Here is a 19,351-nt window from a genome sequence, read left to right on the forward strand (position 1 = left end):
GGGTAGGCCAGCCTTGGCGGAAGCGGACGTGTCTCAGCGTTCGCTGCAGCCGGCGTTCCCGCCCGCCGGCGTCGGTGCCGTCACAGCCGCGTCCAATGGTTGTCGGGGCGCGCCCCGGTGGGGAGCGGGAGGCGTTGTGGGGCCGGCTCTCCGGGTGGCGCAGACAGCTCGAACCCCGCCGTGCGGCCGCCGGCCCGGACGTTGCCGCGGCGGCCCGGCGCCAACGCGCAGGCCTCGTCCAGCGGCCACTGCCCGGCGTAGCGGCCGTCGGCATGCCACAAGCTCACGCAATGGGCGCGGGTGCAGCTGACGGCAAAAAAGCCGTCGCCGGTCGACGCGATGTCGCCGCCGTACCCCTGCAGCGACAGACCCGCGGGCGGCACCGCGGTGCGCAGCTGGCGCCCGTCGAAGACCGCCAATACGGGCGCGGTTTGCTTGCGCTCGGCCTCGTCGTGCTCGGCCTGCAGGGCGATGCCGACGGTGCCGTCGGCGGCCAAGGCCAGGTGCCGCAAGCTGAGGCGGCGATCGTCGAGACGCCATTGCCCGAGCAGCGCGCCGTCGTCCGGGGCCAGGCGCACCAGCGACGAGTCCATGCGCTCGAGGTCGAGTTTGAGGCGGCCGGTTTCCGGCCGGGTGGCGATGCCGCCGTTGGCGACCAGTAGCTGCCCATCCGCGTCGCGGATGAGGGCATGCGGATCGATGCCGTGGGTCCGCCACTCGTCACGCTTTTGCAGCGTCCGGGTATCGCGCAGGCCGACCAGCCCTGCGCCCGACTGGAAATCGGTTTCGGTGGTGTAGAGGGTTCGTCCATCCGGCGAGACCAGCACATGACCGTTGTAGACGCGGTCGGGCTCGATCCAGCCCCAGCGCAGCACCTGCCCGGACGGCGTCCAGTGCAGCAGCCAGTCGCCCGGGCGTCGCGCCACGGCGAGCAGGCTCCCGTCCGGCAACACGCGCAAGGCATGGGCACGGGTCGGGATGGCCAGCCTTGCATCCAGGCGGGGGCCGCCGGGCGCGAGCCGCAACACACCCAGCCAGTGCCCGGCGCTGTCGACCCAGGACAGCGCGAGACGGTCCTGGTCGATGCGTCGCGCGGGCGCAGGTTGCACGGCGCTCACCGGGCTGCCGAGCAGGGCGGTCAGTGCAGCGAGCCAGTGTCTGCGGCGCCAGCGCATCTCGTTGACGTTCAATCGCCGTCCGCGTCCGAAAAGCCGAGCGTGACCTGCAGCGCCGGGGCCAGCTCCTGTTCGCCGAGACGCTTGAGGTCGGCCAGCGCCGCGGCGGCCGCCAGCACCGTCCGCGCGGACTTCGGCTTGGCGGCCGCGATGGCTTTGTCGACCCGCCCGGCGGTCGCGGCCACGTGGTCGGCCACGTCGTTGCGCCCACGGCCGCGCAGATAGGTCTCCAATGGCACCAGGCCGCTGCCGGGCGAGGGGGCAGGCTGGCCGGGCTGCGCGGCCACCAGCGTGTGTACGGCACGCCAACGTGCAGCCCAACTCTGCTGCGTCAGTCCGCTGGCCGCCCGCGGCCAGGTCTCGCTGCGGCGCGACGTGCTGTCGCGGCTGCGCTGCGGGCGCTCCAGGTCTTGCCAGCGCAGCCGCTCCACCGCGCCCATCCACTGGTTCACCCACTCGGCCATCTGCTGCCCGGCGCGCTCGTCGTCGTCTGCCGCCTGCGCCGTTGCCTGCTGGAATTCCGCCTGCAGCGCTGCCGCTTCACGGGCGATGTCAGCCGCCACTTGTTCGGCGTAGCGGCAGGCCGGCGTCGCCGGCTTCAGCGCTTGGGGCCAGAGCAGCCACTCGAGCGCCGGCAGGCCTTTGGCGGGCGCGCCGATGCGCTCCATCGCCTGAGCATCGCCCGGAGCTTGTTCGATGGCGCGCTGGATCAGCTCGGGCCGCGGGGGTGTGAAGTCGATCTGGCGCACCGAACGCCGTGCCACCAACGGCGCGGCCGGCACCATCGACAGTTGCTCCCACGCCAGCGTCGTGTCGCGCCACTGTTCGCGAGCCCTGGCTCGCGCCGGCTCGGTGCGGGCGGGCGGCGCGGCGCACAGCGCCTGCAAGGCCGGCGGCAGTGCCTCGGCGTGCCGCGCGAACTCGGCGGCACGCGGCAGATACCAGTGGCGCTGCAGGCCCTGCATGAACGCGGCCGGCGTGTAGTAGGGCACGGCCACCACGGGCGCAGCGTCCGCGGCCCAAGCCATCCTCGACGCGGCCAGCAGCGTGGCCGCCAGGACGCAGCAGTGCCAGGCCTTCTTCTTCATAGCGACTCCACGAAGCGAACCAAAGCCGCGCGTTCATCGCGACTCATCTTCAGCACCTGGTCGCGGCTTGCGCGGGCCTCGCCGTCGTGCCACAGGATGGCCTCGAGCACACCGCGCGCACGGCCGTCGTGCAGCAGGCGCTGGTGACCGTTGACGTCGCGTATCAGCCCGATGCCCCACAACGGCGGCGTCTTCCATTGCCGGCCGCTGGCGTTGAAGTCGGGCCGTCCGTCGGCCAGGCCAGGGCCCATGTCGTGCAGCAGCAAGTCGGTGTAGGGCCAGATCTTCTGGCCTTGCAGCGCGCTGCTGGTCAGGCGCGGGAAGGGCGCGGCCGACGTCACATAGCTGGGGCGGTGACAGACCGCGCATTGCGCCTGCTGGAACAGCTGCTGGCCGCGCTGTACCTGCGGGTCGTGCACGCCGCGGCGGGCCGGCGGCGCCAGTGTGGCCTGATAGAACACGACGTCGTCCAAGGTCTTGTCATCGATCTCGGGCTGTTCGCCCTTGGCGCCGCGCGGCGCCTCGCGGCAATCGGTCTGCGTCTGCGAGCACGCCTCGTCGGGGAACATCGACGAGGTGATGCCGATGTCGCCGATGAACGCGGCAGCGGTCTGGTGGGCCAGCGTCGCGACATTCGCCTTCCAGCCAAAGCGGCCCAGGCGCGTCTCGCGCGACGCTGCGTCCCAGACGCGGTTCGGCACGCCTTTGATCGGTCCAGGCATCTCGGCTTGCTGGCGCGCGTTGGCCAGGATGTCTTCGTCCGCGATCGACTCGATCAGGCCGACCCCGATCACCTGCGGCGCGATGCGCGGGCTCATCATCAAGCCGGGCGCCGTCGGGCCGTAGGCCGCCTCGCGCAAGCGGTAGTGCGGCCGCTGCAAGGTGTAGCGCGTGCCGTCGGCGAAGCGGCCGTGCGCAGCGGTGTGCCGCAGCTCGACCTGCGCTTCGGGCCGCACGCCCTGCACGGCGGCGTTGTTCAGTTGATCGCCGTACACGGGGTCGGGTTGTGGCCCGCCGTGCTCGTTGCGACCGGGGACTGACAAGCGCATCAGCAAGGCGACTGGCTGTTCTTGCAGGCCACGCCGGAAGTCGGGCGGTGCACCACGTCCGTCCTGCACATGGCAGCCGCCACAGGAGCGCGCGATGAAGTGCGGGCCGAGGCCGTCGCGCGCGGTGGTCGACGCCGGCGCCTCGACCCAGTTGCGCCGGAAGAAGGAGTTGCCGATCGCAAAGCGGGTGCGTTCCGAGTCACTCAGGTTGGCGGCCGGAAACGAGAAGGCATTGCGACCATCGGCATGCACCGTGGTTGCGCCGCCCGGGCGTTCGCCGAGGACGTCGTCGTCTTGCTGCGCGTGCAGACCGAGCGCCGTGCCCGCGAGTGCGAGCAGGGCCGCCAGGCCCGGCCAAGGGCGCATATACCTCTGTACCGTCACGGCTTCAGGGCTGGCTGAGCGTGAGGCGGGTCAGCCCGACTCGGCTGGCGGCCTCGACCAGGTCTTTGCTCTGCTGCACCAGCGCGTCGACCGTCTTTTGCACGCGTTGCCGGCCGGCCGCGTCGCGCCCGCCGGTGATCTCGCGGTCGAATGGTGCCTGCAGCGCCTCGGCCGCGGCCACGCTGGCCTCCACGCGCTGAGTGGTGCGCTCTGCGAGGTCAGGGTCCTTCTGCGCCACCAGGGCGCGCAGCGATGCACCTCCGAGGGAGGTGCCGTCGAGGCGGCGGTACTCGCCCAACCACACGTTGCGGATGCCGATCGCGTTGCCCACGACGTCCCGGTGTGTGTTGTCCGAGAAGCAGGAGTGTTCGTCCTCCTGGTCCTGGCTGGCCAGCGCGACCTCGAGGCGTTCGCCGGCCAGTTCCCCGCGCGACAGCGAGCCCAGGCCAACGAAGATCTTGCGCAGCGACTCGTCGCCGCCTTGCTCGAAGCGGGCGCGGTAGTTGGAAGGCGCGCCCGGCGCCCATGCCTGCACCAGCAGCTTGAGGTCGTCGATCAGCAGATCGGTCACCACGGATAGATATTGCCGGCGCCGGTCGGCATTGCGCGCCTTGCCGTCGACATAGTCCTGGAAGGAGCGTTGGCCGGGGCCGTCGGTTTGGAGATCCTGGCCCCACAGCAGAAATTCAATGGCATGCCAGCCGGTCGCGATGTTTTCTTCGCCACCGCGTTCGTTGTACCGGGCCAGGGTTTTCTTGTCGATGCGAACCTTGCGGTTATGGATCAGGCCGGAGACCGGCTTGCCCTTGACCGCGTCGATATACGACTCGTCGAGCGGCCACGCGTTGATCCGGCCCTCGGGGCCCTTCTCGTCGTCGATCGGGCCGCTGTAGAAACGAAAGGCTTCGGTTTGACCGTAGACCTCGCGCGCGGCCAGCCACGCGCGGCGCGCCGCGGCCATCGTGTCTTCCGACGGCTGCGCGACGAACGCGCGCACCGCTTGCTGCAAGGCCAGGGCTTGGGTCAGTGTGTCTTCGTACGAGGCCGAGACCAGGCGGGCATAGTGAGCCACCACTGCCGGCACCGTCACGCCGGTGGTCGGGCTGGCCGCTGCTGCCGTCTCCTGGGCTTGCACGGGCAAGCTGGGCACGAGGGCGGCGCCGAGGGCGGCGGCCAAGAAGAAACGTCGCATGCAGTTCCCTCCAATCTGAAAGAACTAGCATTGTAAATGCGAATAATTATTGTTATGTTGGGGGTGCTGACAGACCGGAGTCTTCTCCCAGGTACCTGTCAGAGTCTCCAGGAGTAGGGTGCTTTCAGTCGCGAAACCGCCGCCTAGAATTACTGAACCAATTAGTTAAGATGTTTCAGGAGAGACTCATGGCTACCGTCATCCAGCATCGCAACCTGCCTCATGCTTTGTTGCGAGCCCGCGAAGCGGTCATGCGCTACTTCCGTCCCAACCTGAAACTGGCGGGGATCACGGAACAGCAATGGCGCGTGATTCGCACCCTTTCACTGCAAGGCGAGATGGAGATCGGCCGCATCGCCGAAGCCTGCAGCATTCCCGGCCCCAGCCTCACCGGCGTACTCGAACGGATGGAGCGCGACGAGTGGATCAAGCGCTTCCGCATCTCGACCGACCAGCGCAAGGTGGTGGTCGAGTTGACCGCCAAGAGCCGTCGCCTGGTCGACAAGATGGCGGCGCGTGTCGACGCCCGCTATCTCGAAATCGAATCGCAACTCGGGCCGCAGGTGTTGGGACGTTTGTTCGAGTTGCTAGACCGTGTGGCAGCCTTGCCTGACCCGGGCCAGGTCGAGGCTGTGAAAGTGCCGATCGCCCGTCGTCAGCCCGGCGCTGCGGCCCGTAAAGTCCCGCTGCAACGCAAGGCCCCCTTGCAGCGCGCACGCCCGCTCAACAGCACTGCGTCGCGGATGCGCTGAACCGGCTCGCATGCGCCCCGTGCCAACCGGCCGGGGCGTGTCCGCGGGTCGGGGCCCGCCCTCACTGCCCTGGCCTGCGGCCGCCAGCCCGCAGGTCAGCGGGGTGCCCCAAAGCGGCCGGCTCGAAAGTCTTCGACCGCCTGGAAGATCTGCTCATGGCTGTTCATCACGAACGGCCCATATTGAGCAATCGGCTCGCCCAGCGGCCGCCCGGCGATCAACAAGACACGCGTGTCCTCGTCGCATTCCAGTATCACGCCGTCCGCTCCCTCTGCGTTGGCCAAGATCGCCATACGCTGGGCCGGCACCCGGGTGTGACCGATCTTCAACTCACCTCGATAGACATAGACGAAGGTGTTGTGCGTGGCCGGCACAGGCTGCGCATGGCGAGCGCCGGCGAGCAAGTGCAGGTCCAGGTACAGCGGCTCGGTATGGGCACGCTGCACGGCGCCGTCTACGCCGTGGCTGCAGCCGGCGATGACGCGCACCTGCACACCCTCCGGCAACGTGAATGACGGGATGTCCTGCGCCTGCAGGTCCCGGTACCACGGCTCACTCAGCTTCTCGCTCGACGGCAGGTTGAGCCACAGCTGGAAACCCTCCATCACACCATCGGCCTGTTCCGGCATCTCCGAGTGAACCAGGCCTCGGCCGGCGCACATCCATTGCACGCCACCGGGGCCCAGCAGGCCTTCATGGCCCGCGCTGTCGCGGTGGCGCATGCGGCCGGCGACCATGTAGGTGATGGTCTCGAAGCCCCGGTGCGGGTGGTCGGGAAATCCGGCCCCATAGTCGCGCGGATCGTCGCTCGCGAAGGCATCGAGCATCAAATAAGGGTCGAGCCGGCGTTGCAAGGGCTGGGTCAACACGCGGGTCAGCTTGACGCCGGCCCCGTCGGAGGTGGCGACGCCGTGCACCAGACGCTCGACGCCGCGCGGCACGCGCACCTGTTCAGCGGTGGGGGAAACAAGGTTCATCGTCAACTCCTTGGTTGCAAGACACGCAAGACCTTGCGAGCTGGCCTGTACGACACCACACCCGCTGCGTTCCTGGCAGGCCGTTCCCGCTCAGGCGACGCTCGATTCGATTTGCGTCCGGGCCTGCGACCAGGCCTGCTGCTCTGCTTCGGGGCCCATCGCCAGCCCTTCCGCGTAGACGAACTGCACGTCGGTCATGCCGAGGAAATTCAGCACGGCACGCAAATAGGGCACCTGCGTGTCGCTCGGCGTGTCGCGGTAGCGGCCGCCGCGGGTCAACGCGACATAGACCTTCTTGCCGGTCAGCAGACCCTCCGGCCCGGCCTCGGTGTAGCGGAAGGTGACCCGGGCGCGTGAGATCGCGTCGATCCAGTTCTTCAGTTGCGACGAGACGCCGAAGTTGTACATCGGCACGCCGATGACCACGGTGTCGGCGGCCTGGATCTCGGCGATCAGCGTGTCGTCGAGGGCCACCCGCGCTTGTTGTGCCGCGCTGCGTTGCTCCGGCGGCGTGAACAAGGCCTGCAGGGCCGCCTCGTCCAGCGCCGGATGGGGCTGCCGCGACAGGTCGCGCACGGTCAGCGTGGTGTCGGGATGGGCGGCCTGCAGGCGGGCGACGATGTCCTGCGCCAGGCGGGTGGAATGGGAGCCTTCGGCACGGGCGCTGGAATTGATCTGGAGGATGTTCATCGCAGTGGTCTTTCAAGGTGAAGTCGATGGATGAACTTTATTGATGCTTCGACAGCGAAAAAAGACGGGCAAGTGGATAACATTGTTCCGCTACTGGAACAATCATGCAGATCGATCCCAACGACCTTTTGTTGTTTGCCCGGGTCGCCGAGTGCGGCAGCTTCACGCGGGCGGCGGAGCGCGCGGGGCTGCCGAAAAGCACCGTCTCGAGGCGCATATCGGAGCTCGAGCGGGGCTTGGGTGAGCGGCTGCTGTTGCGCACCACCCGCAAGCTCAGCCTGACCGACTTCGGCCACGCCCTGCTGGAGCATGCGCGCCAGGTGGCCGACGAGGTCGACGCGGCCGCGTCGCTCGCCTCGCACCGCCAGGCCCTGCCGAGCGGCCGGCTGCGGGTGTCGCTGCCGGGCGATTTCGCCGGGCTGAACCTGGCCGCCTTCATGGCCGAGTTCTTGTTGCGGCATCCGGCGATCACGCTCGAGGTCGACATCTCGGCGCGACGTGTCGATCTGATCGGCGAAAACTACGACCTCGCACTGCGCATGGGCGACATGCCCGACGATGCGACGCTGGTCGCGCGCCGCCTGTTCCTGCACACCTGGGGGCTGTATGCGACGCCCGCGTATCTGGCCCTGCACGGCACCCCCCGGCAGCCCGCCGATCTGCTGCAGCATCGGGGCCTGGCGATGGGAGCCCGCAACGGCGAACCGATCCCCTGGATGCTGCAGCGCGAGGACGGAGAGCGTTGGGCCGGGCTGGCGCCGCCGCGGGCGTTGGCGAATTCCCCGCCGTTGCTGATCCGCCTGGCCTTGACGAGTGCCGGCATCGTTGCGGCGCCCGACATGCTGACCACGCAGGAGGTGGCCAGCGGCCAGCTGGTGCGGGTGCTGCCGCAATGGTGTCTGCCGGCCATCCCGGCATGGGCGGTGATGCCCGGGCGGCGCTTGATGCCGGCCCGGACCCGCGTGTTCCTGCAGGCACTCGAAGAGGCCTTGCGGCGCGCGGGCTTTGCGCCGCCCGACGGGTGAGACTCAGGCCGGGCGCGGCACCTCGAGCGGGTCCAGCCATTCGCGCCAGGCGCGCGGCTGCACCCGCAGCGCCCGCCCGTCCAATTCGCGCTGCACCCAGCGCCGTTGCTGGGCGAGTGTGAGCAGTGCCGCCCCCAGCGCGCCGCCCAGGTGCGGGCGTCGTTCGCTCCAGTCGAGACAGGGGCAGGCGAACCTGCGGCGGCGCTGCCGCACTTCGTCGAGATCGATGCCCCAGTCGAGCAAGCCACGCGTACCCTCGCGCGTCACGCACAGGCCGTCACCGTCGTTGACCAGCCAGCGGCGCTGGGTCAGCGCCTGCAGCAGGTGCACCGCGATCTCGCCGGCCATGTGGTCGTAGCAGGTCCGCGCCACGCGCAGCCCCGATGGCGTGGCCGGGCGGAAGGCGGGCCGCGGACGGCCGCTCAGCACCAGCAGGGCTTCGAGCGCCTGTGCCGCGTCGGCGCCGGCCAGCTGGTAGTAGCGGTGCTTGCCTTGCGGCACGCACTGCAGCAGTCGCTGTTCGACCAACCGGGCCAGGTGGGCGCTCGCGGTCGATGCTGCCACGTCTGCCTGCGCCGCCAGTTCGGTCGCGGTGCGCGCTCGGCCATCGAGCAAGGCGCACAGCATCGCCGCGCGCGCCGGTTCGGCGATGGCCGCAGCCACATGCGCAAGCCCGGTGTCTGCAACCATGTTTCGTTCCTCGTCGAAGCGTGATGGCAAACAGCCTAGCAGACTGCGGCCGTGTCGACTTCGAAAGCCGTTGATGGACGAGATCCGAGACCCGGTGCAAGCGGTGACCGCACCGGACCCCTATCCCTATTACGCCGCGCTGCGGGAGCGGCACGGCCTTTACCACGAGCCTCGACTCGATGCCTGGGTCGCCACCGCAGCCGCGGTGGTCGACGCGGCATTGCAGCATCCGGGCTTGCGCGTGCGACCGCCGGGCCAGCCGGTGCCACCGGCGCTGCAGGGCACGCCGGCCGGCGCCGTTTACGCGCGCCTGGTCCGGATGAGCGAAGGGCCGGCCCATGCCGGGACCCGTCGGGCGGTGACACAGACGCTGGACCCGATGGCCTCGGGCCAGGTGGCAGGGCGGGCCCGCGACCATGCCGCCCAGGCGCTGGCGATGACCGCACCAGGCGACCGCGAACGCCTTCGGGCCCTCTACCGTGTCCCCTTGCTGACGATGGCCGAAGGCATCGGGGTGCCGATCGGGCAGCGTGAGCGGGTGGCCTTGCTCACCGAGCGTTTTGTCGCCTGCCTCTCGCCGCTGAGCGGTGCGCCGGCGCTGTCGGAGGCGCAGGACGCGGTGCATGCCTTGCATGGGCTGTTCGACGAGGGTTTGTCGAGTTGGGCGCCGGCGCCGCCGTCTGGGGGGCCTGAGCGTGAGACGTGGATCGCGAACCTGATCGGGTTGTTGTCGCAGACCTGCGATGCAACCGCAGGGCTCATCGGCAATACGCTGGTCGCCCTCGGACGCGAGCCGGCGCTCGTCTCCCGGCTGCGGCAGGGGATCGTGCAAGTTGCCGAGGTGGTCGACGAGGTCGCCCGCCACGACCCGCCCATCCAGAACACGCGGCGCTATGCGGCTGAGCCTCTCACCCTTGCGGGCCACGCCCTGGAGGCCGGGCAGTGCGTGTTGCTGCTGCTCGCGTCGGCCAACCGCGACCCGGCGCCGTGCGGCACCGTGGCCATCGACCCGGCCCCCGACGTCTTCGCGCCGGGCCGCCCGCCGTGCCGGTCGTTCGGCTATGGCGCCGGGCACCACCGCTGCCCGGGCGACCGCCTGGCCTCCGCCATCGCCGGCGGTGTGGTGCAGGCCTTGCTGGCCGCGCAGGCGTCGCTGCTCGACGGGTTGGCGCAGCGCCTCCTGGCGTCCGGCGCGTACCGGGCCTCGGTCAACGCCCGCATCCCTTGCTTTCCCTGAAGGAGTCCTCAGATGGTGACGGTGATCTTTGAAGTGTGGCCGCGCGAAGGCGGCCGCCAACCTTATCTCGACCTGGCCGCGGCCTTGCGCCCCTTGCTCGACGGCATCCCCGGCTTCGTGTCGATCGAGCGTTTTGAAAGTCTGAGTGAACCTGGCAAGTTGTTGTCGCTGTCGTTCTGGGAAAACGAAGCGGCGATTGCGCAGTGGCGCCAGCTCGAGGCACATCGTGCCGCACAAGCGCAGGGGCGTGACGGCGTCTTTGCCGACTACCGATTGCGCGTCGCCGCGGTGCTGCGCGACTACGGCTTGTCGGAGCGCGATGAAGCACCGCCGGACAGTCGGCAGCGGCACGGCTGAAGTAGCCCCCGTCAGAGGGAATGTTACGTCTTGATAGTGCTCCTATAACACCTGCAGTGATCATCGGAATCGATGACGCTGTGAGAGATCACGGGAGGGCGGTCTCGCATCCGTTTGCACGCTAGAAACGCAAGCGGGGCGGCCGCGTCGACGACAGACGCACACAGGAGAGCGTGATGACGGGTAGTGACCACTCAGACGAAGACCTGCGGCAGCGCACCTTGCTGTCGATCCTCGACGACAAGGAGATGCGCTACGAACTGCAGCGCCGTGCCGCCGACCACGAACTGGGCAGCCGCTGGGATGTCGACGCCGGCACACTCGCCTCGCTGCTCGAAGACCCGCGGGGCGCGGTGGCGTTCGAAAGCCGCCCGCTGTCAGAGGCCATCGTGCGTGCGGTGGCGCGGCCGGTGCTGATGATCGAGAACCACAAGGTCACCTTGCCGAACTCCGACGTGCTGTCACGTCGCATCGGCAAGTTCGCCCCGGTGTTCGAGCCGACCCTGCGCTCGGTCGGCCGGGTCGAACTGGTCGGCCACCCTGCACTGGAATGGGTGGGCACGGGCTGGATGGTCGAAGAGGGTATCGTGGTGACCAACCGACACGTCGCGTCGGAGTTTGCCCGCCGCGACGCGACCGGCAAAGGGTATGTCTTCATTCGCAGCCAGCTCGGCACCGAAGTGTTGCCCCGCATCGATTTCCATGAAGAGTATCGCTCGGTGGTGGCGGCCGAGTTCCGCATCGAGCGGGTGCTCTACATCGCACCGCACAGCGAAACCGCGCCGGACGTCGCCTTCTTGAAAGTGGTGCCGGGCGAGACCGCGGGGCTGCCGACACCGATCGAGCCGGTGGCCGACCTGCGCAAGCATCTGCGTGAGCGGCGCTTCATGGCGGTGGTCGGCTACCCAGCGCGCGACAGCCGCAGCGACTCGCGGCTGATGGATCGCATCTTCGGCGATGTCTACGACGTCAAGCGCTTCTCTCCCGGCGAGGTGATGACGGTCCACAAAGACAACTGGTTCTTCGAGCACGACGCGACGACGCTGGGCGGCAACTCCGGCAGTGTCATCCTCGACCTGCAGACGGGCAAGGCGCTCGGCCTGCATTACGCCGGCGCCCATCGCAAGGCGAATTTCGCCGTGCGCATCGACACCGTGCTCGAGATGCTGCACATCGCGAAAGGGCGCACCACGGTGGGCGGCACCTTGGCCGGTGTCGAATGGCAGGAGAAGACCCGACCGGTCGACAGCTACACGGCGACCGGCTACGACGAGCGCTTTCTCGGTGTGCGCGTGCCCCTGCCCAAGCCCGGGCGCGCCGCCGACCTGCTGCCCGTCAACGAGGAGAAGGACGCCTGGCGGCTCGACTACACGCACTTCAGCGTGCGCATGAGCGCCTCGCGCCGCCTGCCCCTGCTGACAGCGGTCAACATCGACGGCAGCGAACGTCGCAAGCTGTCGCGCAAGGGGCAGGTGTGGTTCTTCGACCCCCGCATCGAGCGCGAGCAGCAGGTCGGCAAGGAGTTCTACGGACCGAGCGGCTTCGACCGCGGCCACATGGTGCGCCGCGAAGACCCGGTCTGGGGTACGCCCGAGGAGGCGGCCCGCGCCAACGAAGACACCTTCCACTACACCAATGCCGCACCTCAGCTGCCAGGCCTCAACCAGCGCGAATGGCTGGAGCTGGAGGACTACGTGCTGGACAACGCCGACGCGCTCGACCTCAAGGTCAGCGTGTTCACCGGCCCGGTGTTCGCCCCCGGCGATCCGGTGATGCACGAAGTGCAGGTGCCGCTGCGGTTCTGGAAGGTGGCGGTGCTGGTCGACGCCGGGAGCGGCGAGCTGAGTTGCGCAGCCTATTTGCTGTCGCAGGAGGACATGCTGGCCGAGGCCTTCCACTACGGCCGCTTCAAGACCTATCAGGTGCCGCTGACGCACCTGGAGGAGTTGACCGGCATCAACTTCGGCAAGGCCTTGCGGGACGCCGATGGCTACACCGGGCGCGGTGGCCATGAGAGCGTGCCGAAGTGGTCCCCGGGGATCGAAATCCGGTGTCCTGAAGATGTCCAGTTCCCGCGGCGGGCCCGACGCAAGCGCCGATGAAACTGCGCTTCTGGCCTTCGCTGCTGATTTTCGCGAGTTCGTACTTCCCGCTCGCGTTGGTCGTGATCATCAAGGATCTCGACCCGGGCACCTTCTGGCCTCAGCACCCGAAGATGGCGCTGGCCATCATCGTCAGCGCCCTGCTGTGCATGTTGGCGCTCTACGTCACCGTGCGCTCCATCCCGCCCGGGTTGCCGGTGCTGGTCACACGGGTGAGCAACAAGTCGGGCGAGCTGGTCGCCTACACCTTGCCCTACATGATTTCGTTCTACCGCTTCGACCTCGGCGACTGGCGCACCTTGTTGTGCCTGCTGTTGTTCCTGGGCATGATGTTTGCGCTGAGCTATCGGACCCGCAACATTCTCGTCAACCCGGTGCTGGGGTTGGTGGGCTACGGCCTCTACGACGTGCAGTTCAAGGAAGGCGCGCGCGACCGTCAAGGCTTGTTGCTGTCGCGGCAAGAGTTCCGCGTGGGCGACCGTTGCCACGTGACGCGGCTGTCCAACTTCCTGTATTTCGTCAAGAAAGTCGAAGTCGACGAATGAAGGCCGAGCCGCTGCCCGCTGCCACGATGGCGCTGCACGACACCGATTGGTCGTCTGCCACCGCCTCGCTCTGGATCGTCAAACGCCGGCTGGTCGAGCGGCGTGCGCGCTACGACGTGCTGGGCGTCGACATCGACGAGAAGTTGCAGGAGCGGCTGCGCAGCGAATTGCGCGAGCTGGTGGCCCGCCCGGTGGCCCGCGAGCCCTATGAGTTCGTCACGGCAGACCAGGACGAGACCGTGCTGACACTCGAATGGGCCGAGACCGACTTTGCGGCCATCGAAGCGCGCATTGCCAAAGGCCTCGATGCGCCGCGCGCGAGATCTGTCGACGACTTGCTCAATTCCTGGTGTTATGTGGTGCGGCTCGAGCACCGGGACCAGGTGGTCTACGGCGTCAAGAAGACGGCGGCCCAAAGCAGCACGCGGCGGGTCAGGGGGCTGCGCAACCTGCTCTGGGAAGGGCACATGCTGGTGGACCTCGACGAACGTTCCGTGTTCACGCTGGCCAGCGGTTTTGACTTCGTGGCCTACGACGGCACGCTGTTGATCTACGACAAGCGGCAGTTCGAGAGCGCCTTGAACTTCCGGCAAGGCATGGAGAAGGTGCGCGACGCGGTGCTGCAGGAGTTCGTCGACGCCGGCATCTTCGTCGACGTGGCCCCGCTGCGCGAGGCGGTCGGCACCAATCTGCCCCGCTTGCGCCGCATGTCGGCCCTCGACCGCAGCGGCTACTACCGCGACCGCCGCTTCATGGAGCGATTGCTCGCGCTCAATGAACAGGAGCAATGGGGCCTGCAGGTGCACGACGGCCGCATCGTCGTGACCGAGGACAACGTCGACACGGTGCTGCTGTTGCTCAACAACGGCCGCTTGCGCTCGCCGGTCAACAACGAGACCTTCGATGCGCTGGTGAAAAAGAAGATCGAATGACGGTGGCCTGGGCACGCTGTTTGCACGTCCGGTGCAAAGGAGCGTCATCATGAAAGACCAGCACGACCAGAAGCGCGAAGACCACCGCATCGAGGGCAAGGCGGCCAAACCCGAAGACAAGGTGCCGACCTATCAGGAGCTGCTGGACGATGCGCTCGACCAGACCTTCCCGGCCAGCGACCCCATTTCGCCGTCGGCCGCGCAACACGCCGAGCGCGAGATCTCGACCGGCAAGGATGAAAAGGACTGGAAGCTGCAGCCGGGCAGCAGTTGCAGCAGCGGCCCGTCCGTCAAGAAGGATTGACCGCTCGTACCCCGCACTGAGCGCCCGGCCGCAAGGCCCGGCGCTCAGTGCTGTTTTTGCAGCAGTTACTTACTTTCCAGCCCGGCACCCACCTGCATCATGACGCCCAGTCGATGTAGGGCGCCGGGTGTCAAATCGTGCGCCCTGCACGGCGATCCTGTGTCGCAACGCTCCCATCAGGGGGACAACGGAGGGCGCCGGCATGAAGTTCTTACAGCGGGCGCCCATGGCTGGGTTGGGCGCCTACTTGATCGCGTTAGCGGCCACCGGCGCCGCGATTGCGGCGGGGGCCGCGCTGAACGGCTGGCTCGAGGGCGAAGCCTTGATGTTGCCGGCGGTGATGGCCGTGCTCGTCGCGGCGGCGCTCGGCGGGTTGCGCCCCGGTTTATTGGCCACCGCGTTGTGCGGCGCTGCCTTCATCTGCCTGTACCTGCCGTCGGCCCGTGGCACCTCGCAACTGGCCCAGATGCAGCAGGCCGTCGGCGTCGCGCTGTTTCTTGCGATTTGCCTCACCGCGTGCACGCTGTGCGGTGCGCTCCAGGCCGCGCGTCGTCGTTTGCAGCGCAGCGAAGCCTTCCACCGCTCGATCGCAGACCTGACGTCGGACTTCGCCTTCGATGCCCATGTGCTGCCTGACGGCACCACGGTGATGGACTCGATCACCGAAGGGTTCGCCAAGCTGCTGGGCTACACGCTGGAAGAGGCCCTGGCCGGCGGCGGCTGGCGCCTCGTGCTCGCCCCCGAGGAGCGCGCCCGCGGCCGCGACTACATGCGGCGGGTGCAGCGGGGCGAGGACATCGAAGGCGAAATGCGGCATGTCAGCAAGCACGGCCGCAGCATCTGGCTGCACTTCCAGATCCATCCGGTGTGCAACGCCGGCGGGCGGGTGGAGCGCTTCTATGGGGCGGCGCGCGACGTCACCGAGCGGCGCGAGGCCGAGCGCCGCATCCGGCAGCTCAACCACGAACTCGAGCGCCGGGTCGAAGAACTGCAGGCCTTGTTCGACGTCGCGCCGGTGGCCATCTGGCAGGCACACGATCCTGCATGCCGGCGTATGACCGGCAACCGCTACGCCAATCAGTTGCTGGGCGTCGAGCCCGGCATCGAGCGGGACGCGGACGGGCACGCCGAGACGCGCTACCTGCGCGACGGGCGCCCGGTGCCGGACGACGAGTTGCCCCTGCAGCAGGCGGCCCGGCATGGCGTGCCGGTGCATGGTGTCGAACTGGAGGTGGTCGTGCCCGGGCGCGAGCCCGCCTGGGTGGTCGGCCATTCGGTGCCCTTGCTCGATGCCAAAGGGCAGGTGCGCGGTGCGCTCGGGGTGTTCGTCGACATCACCCAGCGCAAGCACGTCGAAGCCGCCGTGTGGCAAGGCCGCGAACAGCTGCGCCTGGTGGCCGATAACGCGCCGGTGCTGATCGCGCATTTCGACCGCGCCGGTCGCTACAAGTTCGTCAACCGCGCTTATGCGCAGCGCTTCCAGCTCGACCCGTCGGAGGTGGTGGGGCGCCATGTCTCCGAGGTGATCGGCGAGGCGGCCTGGGCCCGCATCCGCCCCTTCGTCGAGCGGGTGCTGAAGGGCGAGCCGGTCACCTTCGAGGCCGAGATTCCGTATGCGGTGTTCGGATCGGTCCACATGCGCTGTGCCTACGCTCCCGAGCGCGACGCCCAGGGCCGGGTCACCGGCATGTTGGCGGCCTTGCTGAACATCACCGACCGCAAGCAGGCCGAGCTGGCGCTCGAGGCCGCCCGCGCCGAGGCCGAGCACCGGGCGCGCGAGGCCGAACAGGCCAAGGCCTTGCTGCAGACCATCTTCGACAACATGCCCGAAGGTATCGTCTGGGTCGGCGGCGGGCCGGACTATCCGGTGCTGGCCAACAGCCGCTTCGGCCGCGAACTGATCGGCGTGCCGCAGCGCGGGTCGGACACCCACCCGCTCGACGGCTACACCGTCTACACCGCCGACGCCAGCCGCCGGCTGCGCGACGAGGAGCTGCCCTTGTACCGCGCGTCGCGCCATGGCGAGACGGTGTGCAACGAAGAGCTGCTGGTCGAGCGCGCCGACGGCTCGCGGGTGTCGGTGCTGGTCGACGCCGCCGCCATCCGCAACGCCCAGGGCGAGATCATCGGCGCGGTGAACTGCTGGCGTGACATCACCGAGCGCAAGCGCGCCGAAGCGGCGCAGCGTCGCAGCACCGAGCGCTTCCGCTCACTGGTGCTGGCCACCACCGCGATCGTCTGGGTCACCGACGCGCAGGGCGATTTCGTCGAGCCGCAGGGCTCATGGGAGGCCTACACCGGGCAGGACTGGGCCACCCACCGGGGCAAGGGCTGGCTGATGGCGCTGCACCCCGACGACCGTGACCGCGTGCGCCACGCGTCGCGCACGCAGCGTGCACAGCGCGGGTATCACGAGATCGAAGCGCGCCTTTGGCATGCCGCCAGCGGTGCGTATCGCTATTTCCAGAGCCGGGCGGTGCCGGCCTTCGACGCCGATGGCCGCATCAGCGAGTGGATTGGCACCTGCATCGACATCCACGACCGGCATCAGATGTTGGAGGCCTTGCGGCAAAGCGAGGAGCGGTTCCGGCTGATGGTCGAGAGCGCCAAGGACTACGCCATCTTCACGCTCGATGCGGGCGGGCGGGTCACCGCCTGGAACTCCGGCGCCCGCAACCTGCTCGGCTATGACGAAGGCGACATCCTCGGCCGCCATGCCGACCTGCTCTACCTGCATGAGGACGTCACCGCCTCGGTCCTGTCGCAAGAGCTGGACAGGGCCTTGCGCGACGGCCAGGCCGAAGCCGAACGGCAGCACCGGCGCAAGGACGGCAGCACCTTCTGGGCCAGCGGCCTGGTGATGCCGCTGAGCTCGGGCGGCGAGCAGCGCGGCTTCCTGAAGATCATGCGCGACGTCACTGAGGCCAAGCATGCGCGCGAAACGCTGGAGCGGCAGGCGCGGGCGCTGCAGGAGGCCGACCAGCGCAAGGACGAGTTCCTGGCCACCCTCGCGCACGAGCTGCGCAACCCGCTCGCGCCGCTGCGCAACTGCCTCGAGATCCTGCGGGTGGCGGGCGGTGACCCGCAGGCCCAGGCGCATGCCCGGGTGGTGATGGAACGGCAGCTGGCCCAGATGGTGCGCCTGATCGACGATCTGCTCGACGTCAGCCGCATCAGCCGCGGCAAGATCACGCTGCAGATGTCGCGCGTCGAGGTGGCGCAGGTGGTGCGCGACGCCATCGAAACCAGCCGACCCTTGATCGAACGGGCGGGCCATCGGCTGGCGGTCGAGTTGCCGCCGCAAGCGGTGTTCGTCGAAGCCGACCTGACGCGGTTGGCCCAGGTGTTTTCCAACCTGTTGAACAACGCGGCCAAGTACACCGAGCCGGGCGGCGAGATCCGCCTGCGTGTCGAGTCGGACGGCCGCGAAGCCCGCGTCAGCGTGCGCGACAACGGCGTCGGCATCTCGGTGGCGATGCTGCCGCGTCTGTTCGAGATGTTCTCGCAGGGAGACCGGTCGATCGAACGTTCCCAAGGCGGCCTCGGCATCGGCCTCGCCCTGGTCAAGCGTCTCGTCGAGATGCATGGCGGCAGCGTCGAGGTGCGCAGCGAGGGGCTGGGCCATGGCAGCGAGTTCACCGTGCGGCTGCCGCTGTCGGTGTCGCAACAGGCCGAGGCCGAGCCTCAGCGGCCGGGCGCCGCCGAGCCCGAAACGGCGGGCCGGCGCATGCTGGTGGTCGACGACAACAAGGACGCGGCGCAGAGCCTGGCCGTGATGCTGCAGATCATGGGCAACGACACCCGCGTCGCGCATGACGGCGTCGAGGCGCTGGGACTGGCCGAGACCTTTCAACCCGAGATCATCCTGCTCGACATCGGCATGCCGCGGCTGAACGGCTACGAAACGGCACGTTTGATGCGTGAGCAGCCGTGGGGCCGCGACGCGCTGCTGGTGGCACTCACCGGCTGGGGGCAGGACGAAGACCGGCGCCGCTCGCGCGAGGCGGGTTTCGACCACCACCTGGTGAAACCGGTCGAACCGGAGGCTCTGGGGCGGCTGCTGCTCAATTGAGGAGACGTCCGGCGCGGGCAGAATCCTGTTCCCGGCGGTCCGCCGTGCCGCCGCTCCGCGAGCGGCGACGCCGACCTGCCGTTTCAGGAGATGTGATTGAAGAACCGCTTGCGCAAGCTATTGACGACCTTTTTGACCGGGCTGGTCGCCGTCGCGCCGCTGGCCGTCACGGCCATCATGCTGGCCTGGGTGGCGCGCCTGTTGTACAGCTGGATCGGCCCGCAGAGCTTGCTGGGCAGCGTGCTGGTGGCGCTCGGCGTCGGCATGGCCGGCTCCGAGGTGATTGCCTACCTGCTGGGCATCCTGGTGGTGTCGGCCTGCGTCTTCGGATTGGGCTTGCTGGTCGAGTCCGGCCTGCAGAAGGGCCTGCGGCACGGCCTGGAGCAGCTGGTCCTGCGCATCCCCGTGGTGCGCACCGTCTACGACGTGATCAAACGCCTGATCTCGCTGCTCACCGAGCGCAACAAGGACGGGCTGAGTTCGATGAGCCCGGTGTGGTGCCATTTCGGCGGCCGGGGGGGCGCTGCCGTGCTGGCCCTGTTGTCGACACCCGAGCCCTTACAACTGGCGGACGGGCGCTATTTCGCGGTGCTGGTGCCGACGGCGCCGGTTCCCGTGGGCGGGGGGCTGCTGTTCGTGCCTGTGGAGTGGGTGGAGCCGGCCGACATCGGCGTGGAAGGGGTGACCAGCATCTATGTGTCGATGGGGGTCTCGGCCGCGCAATACATCCCGTCGCTCGCCCGGCGTGAGGTGGCGGGCGGTACATGACTTGCTGCTTGC

Annotated in this window: 17 protein-coding genes; 10 read left to right on the plus strand and 7 right to left on the minus strand. The window is 68.6% G+C overall.

Features of this window, described 5'->3' with window-relative positions:
- Window positions 1-80: 80 nt before the first annotated feature.
- The 4 genes from AAW51_RS07395 to AAW51_RS07410 are packed head-to-tail and all read right to left on the minus strand — an operon-like array spanning window position 81 to window position 4,888.
- Window positions 81-1,190, minus strand: coding sequence for a DUF1513 domain-containing protein (locus AAW51_RS07395; protein WP_238947785.1), 1,110 nt, complete (start codon window positions 1,188-1,190; stop codon window positions 81-83).
- The gene (locus AAW51_RS07400; protein WP_053013409.1) at window positions 1,187-2,263 is read right to left on the minus strand and encodes an imelysin family protein; all 1,077 of its coding nucleotides are present in this window, start codon (window positions 2,261-2,263) and stop codon (window positions 1,187-1,189) included. Before AAW51_RS07400 ends, AAW51_RS07395 begins: the two co-directional genes overlap by 4 nt.
- Window positions 2,260-3,678, minus strand: coding sequence for a di-heme oxidoreductase family protein (locus AAW51_RS07405; protein WP_047194091.1), 1,419 nt, complete (start codon window positions 3,676-3,678; stop codon window positions 2,260-2,262). Before AAW51_RS07405 ends, AAW51_RS07400 begins: the two co-directional genes overlap by 4 nt.
- A 22-nt stretch (window positions 3,679-3,700) precedes the next feature.
- Entirely contained in the window at window positions 3,701-4,888 is a 1,188-nt protein-coding gene (locus AAW51_RS07410) for an imelysin family protein (protein WP_047194092.1), read from the minus strand.
- 188 nt (window positions 4,889-5,076) lie between these two features.
- Here AAW51_RS07410 and hpaR point away from each other — a divergent pair, with 188 nt between their 5' ends.
- Window positions 5,077-5,640 (plus strand): homoprotocatechuate degradation operon regulator HpaR, encoded by a 564-nt coding sequence (gene hpaR / locus AAW51_RS07415; RefSeq protein ID WP_083438153.1) that lies wholly within the window; start codon window positions 5,077-5,079, stop codon window positions 5,638-5,640.
- A gap of 95 nt (window positions 5,641-5,735) precedes the next feature.
- Here hpaR and AAW51_RS07420 read toward each other — a convergent pair whose 3' ends face one another.
- Window positions 5,736-6,617 (minus strand): pirin family protein, encoded by an 882-nt coding sequence (locus AAW51_RS07420; RefSeq protein WP_047194093.1) that lies wholly within the window; start codon window positions 6,615-6,617, stop codon window positions 5,736-5,738.
- 90 nt (window positions 6,618-6,707) lie between these two features.
- Window positions 6,708-7,307 (minus strand): FMN-dependent NADH-azoreductase, encoded by a 600-nt coding sequence (locus tag AAW51_RS07425; RefSeq protein ID WP_047194094.1) that lies wholly within the window; start codon window positions 7,305-7,307, stop codon window positions 6,708-6,710.
- Window positions 7,308-7,411: 104 nt separating this feature from the next.
- Between AAW51_RS07425 and AAW51_RS07430 the strand changes: the two genes are divergently transcribed.
- Window positions 7,412-8,332 (plus strand): LysR family transcriptional regulator, encoded by a 921-nt coding sequence (locus AAW51_RS07430; protein WP_238947786.1) that lies wholly within the window; start codon window positions 7,412-7,414, stop codon window positions 8,330-8,332.
- Window positions 8,333-8,335: 3 nt separating this feature from the next.
- On the opposite strand, the gene AAW51_RS07435 is transcribed toward AAW51_RS07430, so the two are convergent.
- A complete protein-coding gene (locus tag AAW51_RS07435; protein ID WP_047194096.1) occupies window positions 8,336-9,022 on the minus strand; it encodes an ArsR/SmtB family transcription factor in 687 nt (228 codons plus the stop codon).
- A 73-nt stretch (window positions 9,023-9,095) separates the two neighbouring features.
- Here AAW51_RS07435 and AAW51_RS07440 point away from each other — a divergent pair, with 73 nt between their 5' ends.
- The 8 genes from AAW51_RS07440 (at window position 9,096) to AAW51_RS07475 (ending at window position 19,339) form a co-directional block, all read left to right on the plus strand.
- A complete protein-coding gene (locus tag AAW51_RS07440) occupies window positions 9,096-10,259 on the plus strand; it encodes a cytochrome P450 (protein ID WP_047194097.1) in 1,164 nt (387 codons plus the stop codon).
- Between the two features lie 12 nt (window positions 10,260-10,271).
- The gene (locus tag AAW51_RS07445; RefSeq protein WP_047194098.1) at window positions 10,272-10,616 is read left to right on the plus strand and encodes an antibiotic biosynthesis monooxygenase family protein; all 345 of its coding nucleotides are present in this window, start codon (window positions 10,272-10,274) and stop codon (window positions 10,614-10,616) included.
- Window positions 10,617-10,792: 176 nt separating this feature from the next.
- Entirely contained in the window at window positions 10,793-12,718 is a 1,926-nt protein-coding gene (locus AAW51_RS07450; RefSeq protein WP_047194099.1) for a DNA/RNA non-specific endonuclease, read from the plus strand.
- Window positions 12,715-13,263: a hypothetical protein gene (locus AAW51_RS30410; protein ID WP_053013410.1), complete on the plus strand. Its 549-nt coding sequence runs from the start codon at window positions 12,715-12,717 to the stop codon at window positions 13,261-13,263. The genes AAW51_RS07450 and AAW51_RS30410 overlap by 4 nt, the downstream gene beginning before the upstream one ends.
- Complete coding sequence (locus tag AAW51_RS30415; protein WP_047194100.1) at window positions 13,260-14,195, plus strand: Kiwa anti-phage protein KwaB-like domain-containing protein; 936 nt, start codon at window positions 13,260-13,262, stop codon at window positions 14,193-14,195. Before AAW51_RS30410 ends, AAW51_RS30415 begins: the two co-directional genes overlap by 4 nt.
- A 49-nt stretch (window positions 14,196-14,244) precedes the next feature.
- Entirely contained in the window at window positions 14,245-14,499 is a 255-nt protein-coding gene (locus tag AAW51_RS07465; protein WP_047194101.1) for a hypothetical protein, read from the plus strand.
- Window positions 14,500-14,701: 202 nt separating this feature from the next.
- On the plus strand, window positions 14,702-18,571 hold the full coding sequence (locus AAW51_RS27965) for a PAS domain S-box protein (RefSeq protein ID WP_083438156.1): 3,870 nt from the start codon (window positions 14,702-14,704) through the stop codon (window positions 18,569-18,571).
- 96 nt (window positions 18,572-18,667) lie between these two features.
- Window positions 18,668-19,339 carry a DUF502 domain-containing protein gene (locus AAW51_RS07475; protein ID WP_047194102.1) on the plus strand — a complete coding sequence of 224 codons (672 nt, stop codon included), beginning with the start codon at window positions 18,668-18,670 and terminating at the stop codon, window positions 19,337-19,339.
- The last annotated feature ends 12 nt before the right edge of the window (window positions 19,340-19,351 follow it).

This window comes from Caldimonas brevitalea (genome assembly GCF_001017435.1).
Classification (GTDB): Bacteria; Pseudomonadota; Gammaproteobacteria; order Burkholderiales; family Burkholderiaceae_C; genus Caldimonas; species Caldimonas brevitalea.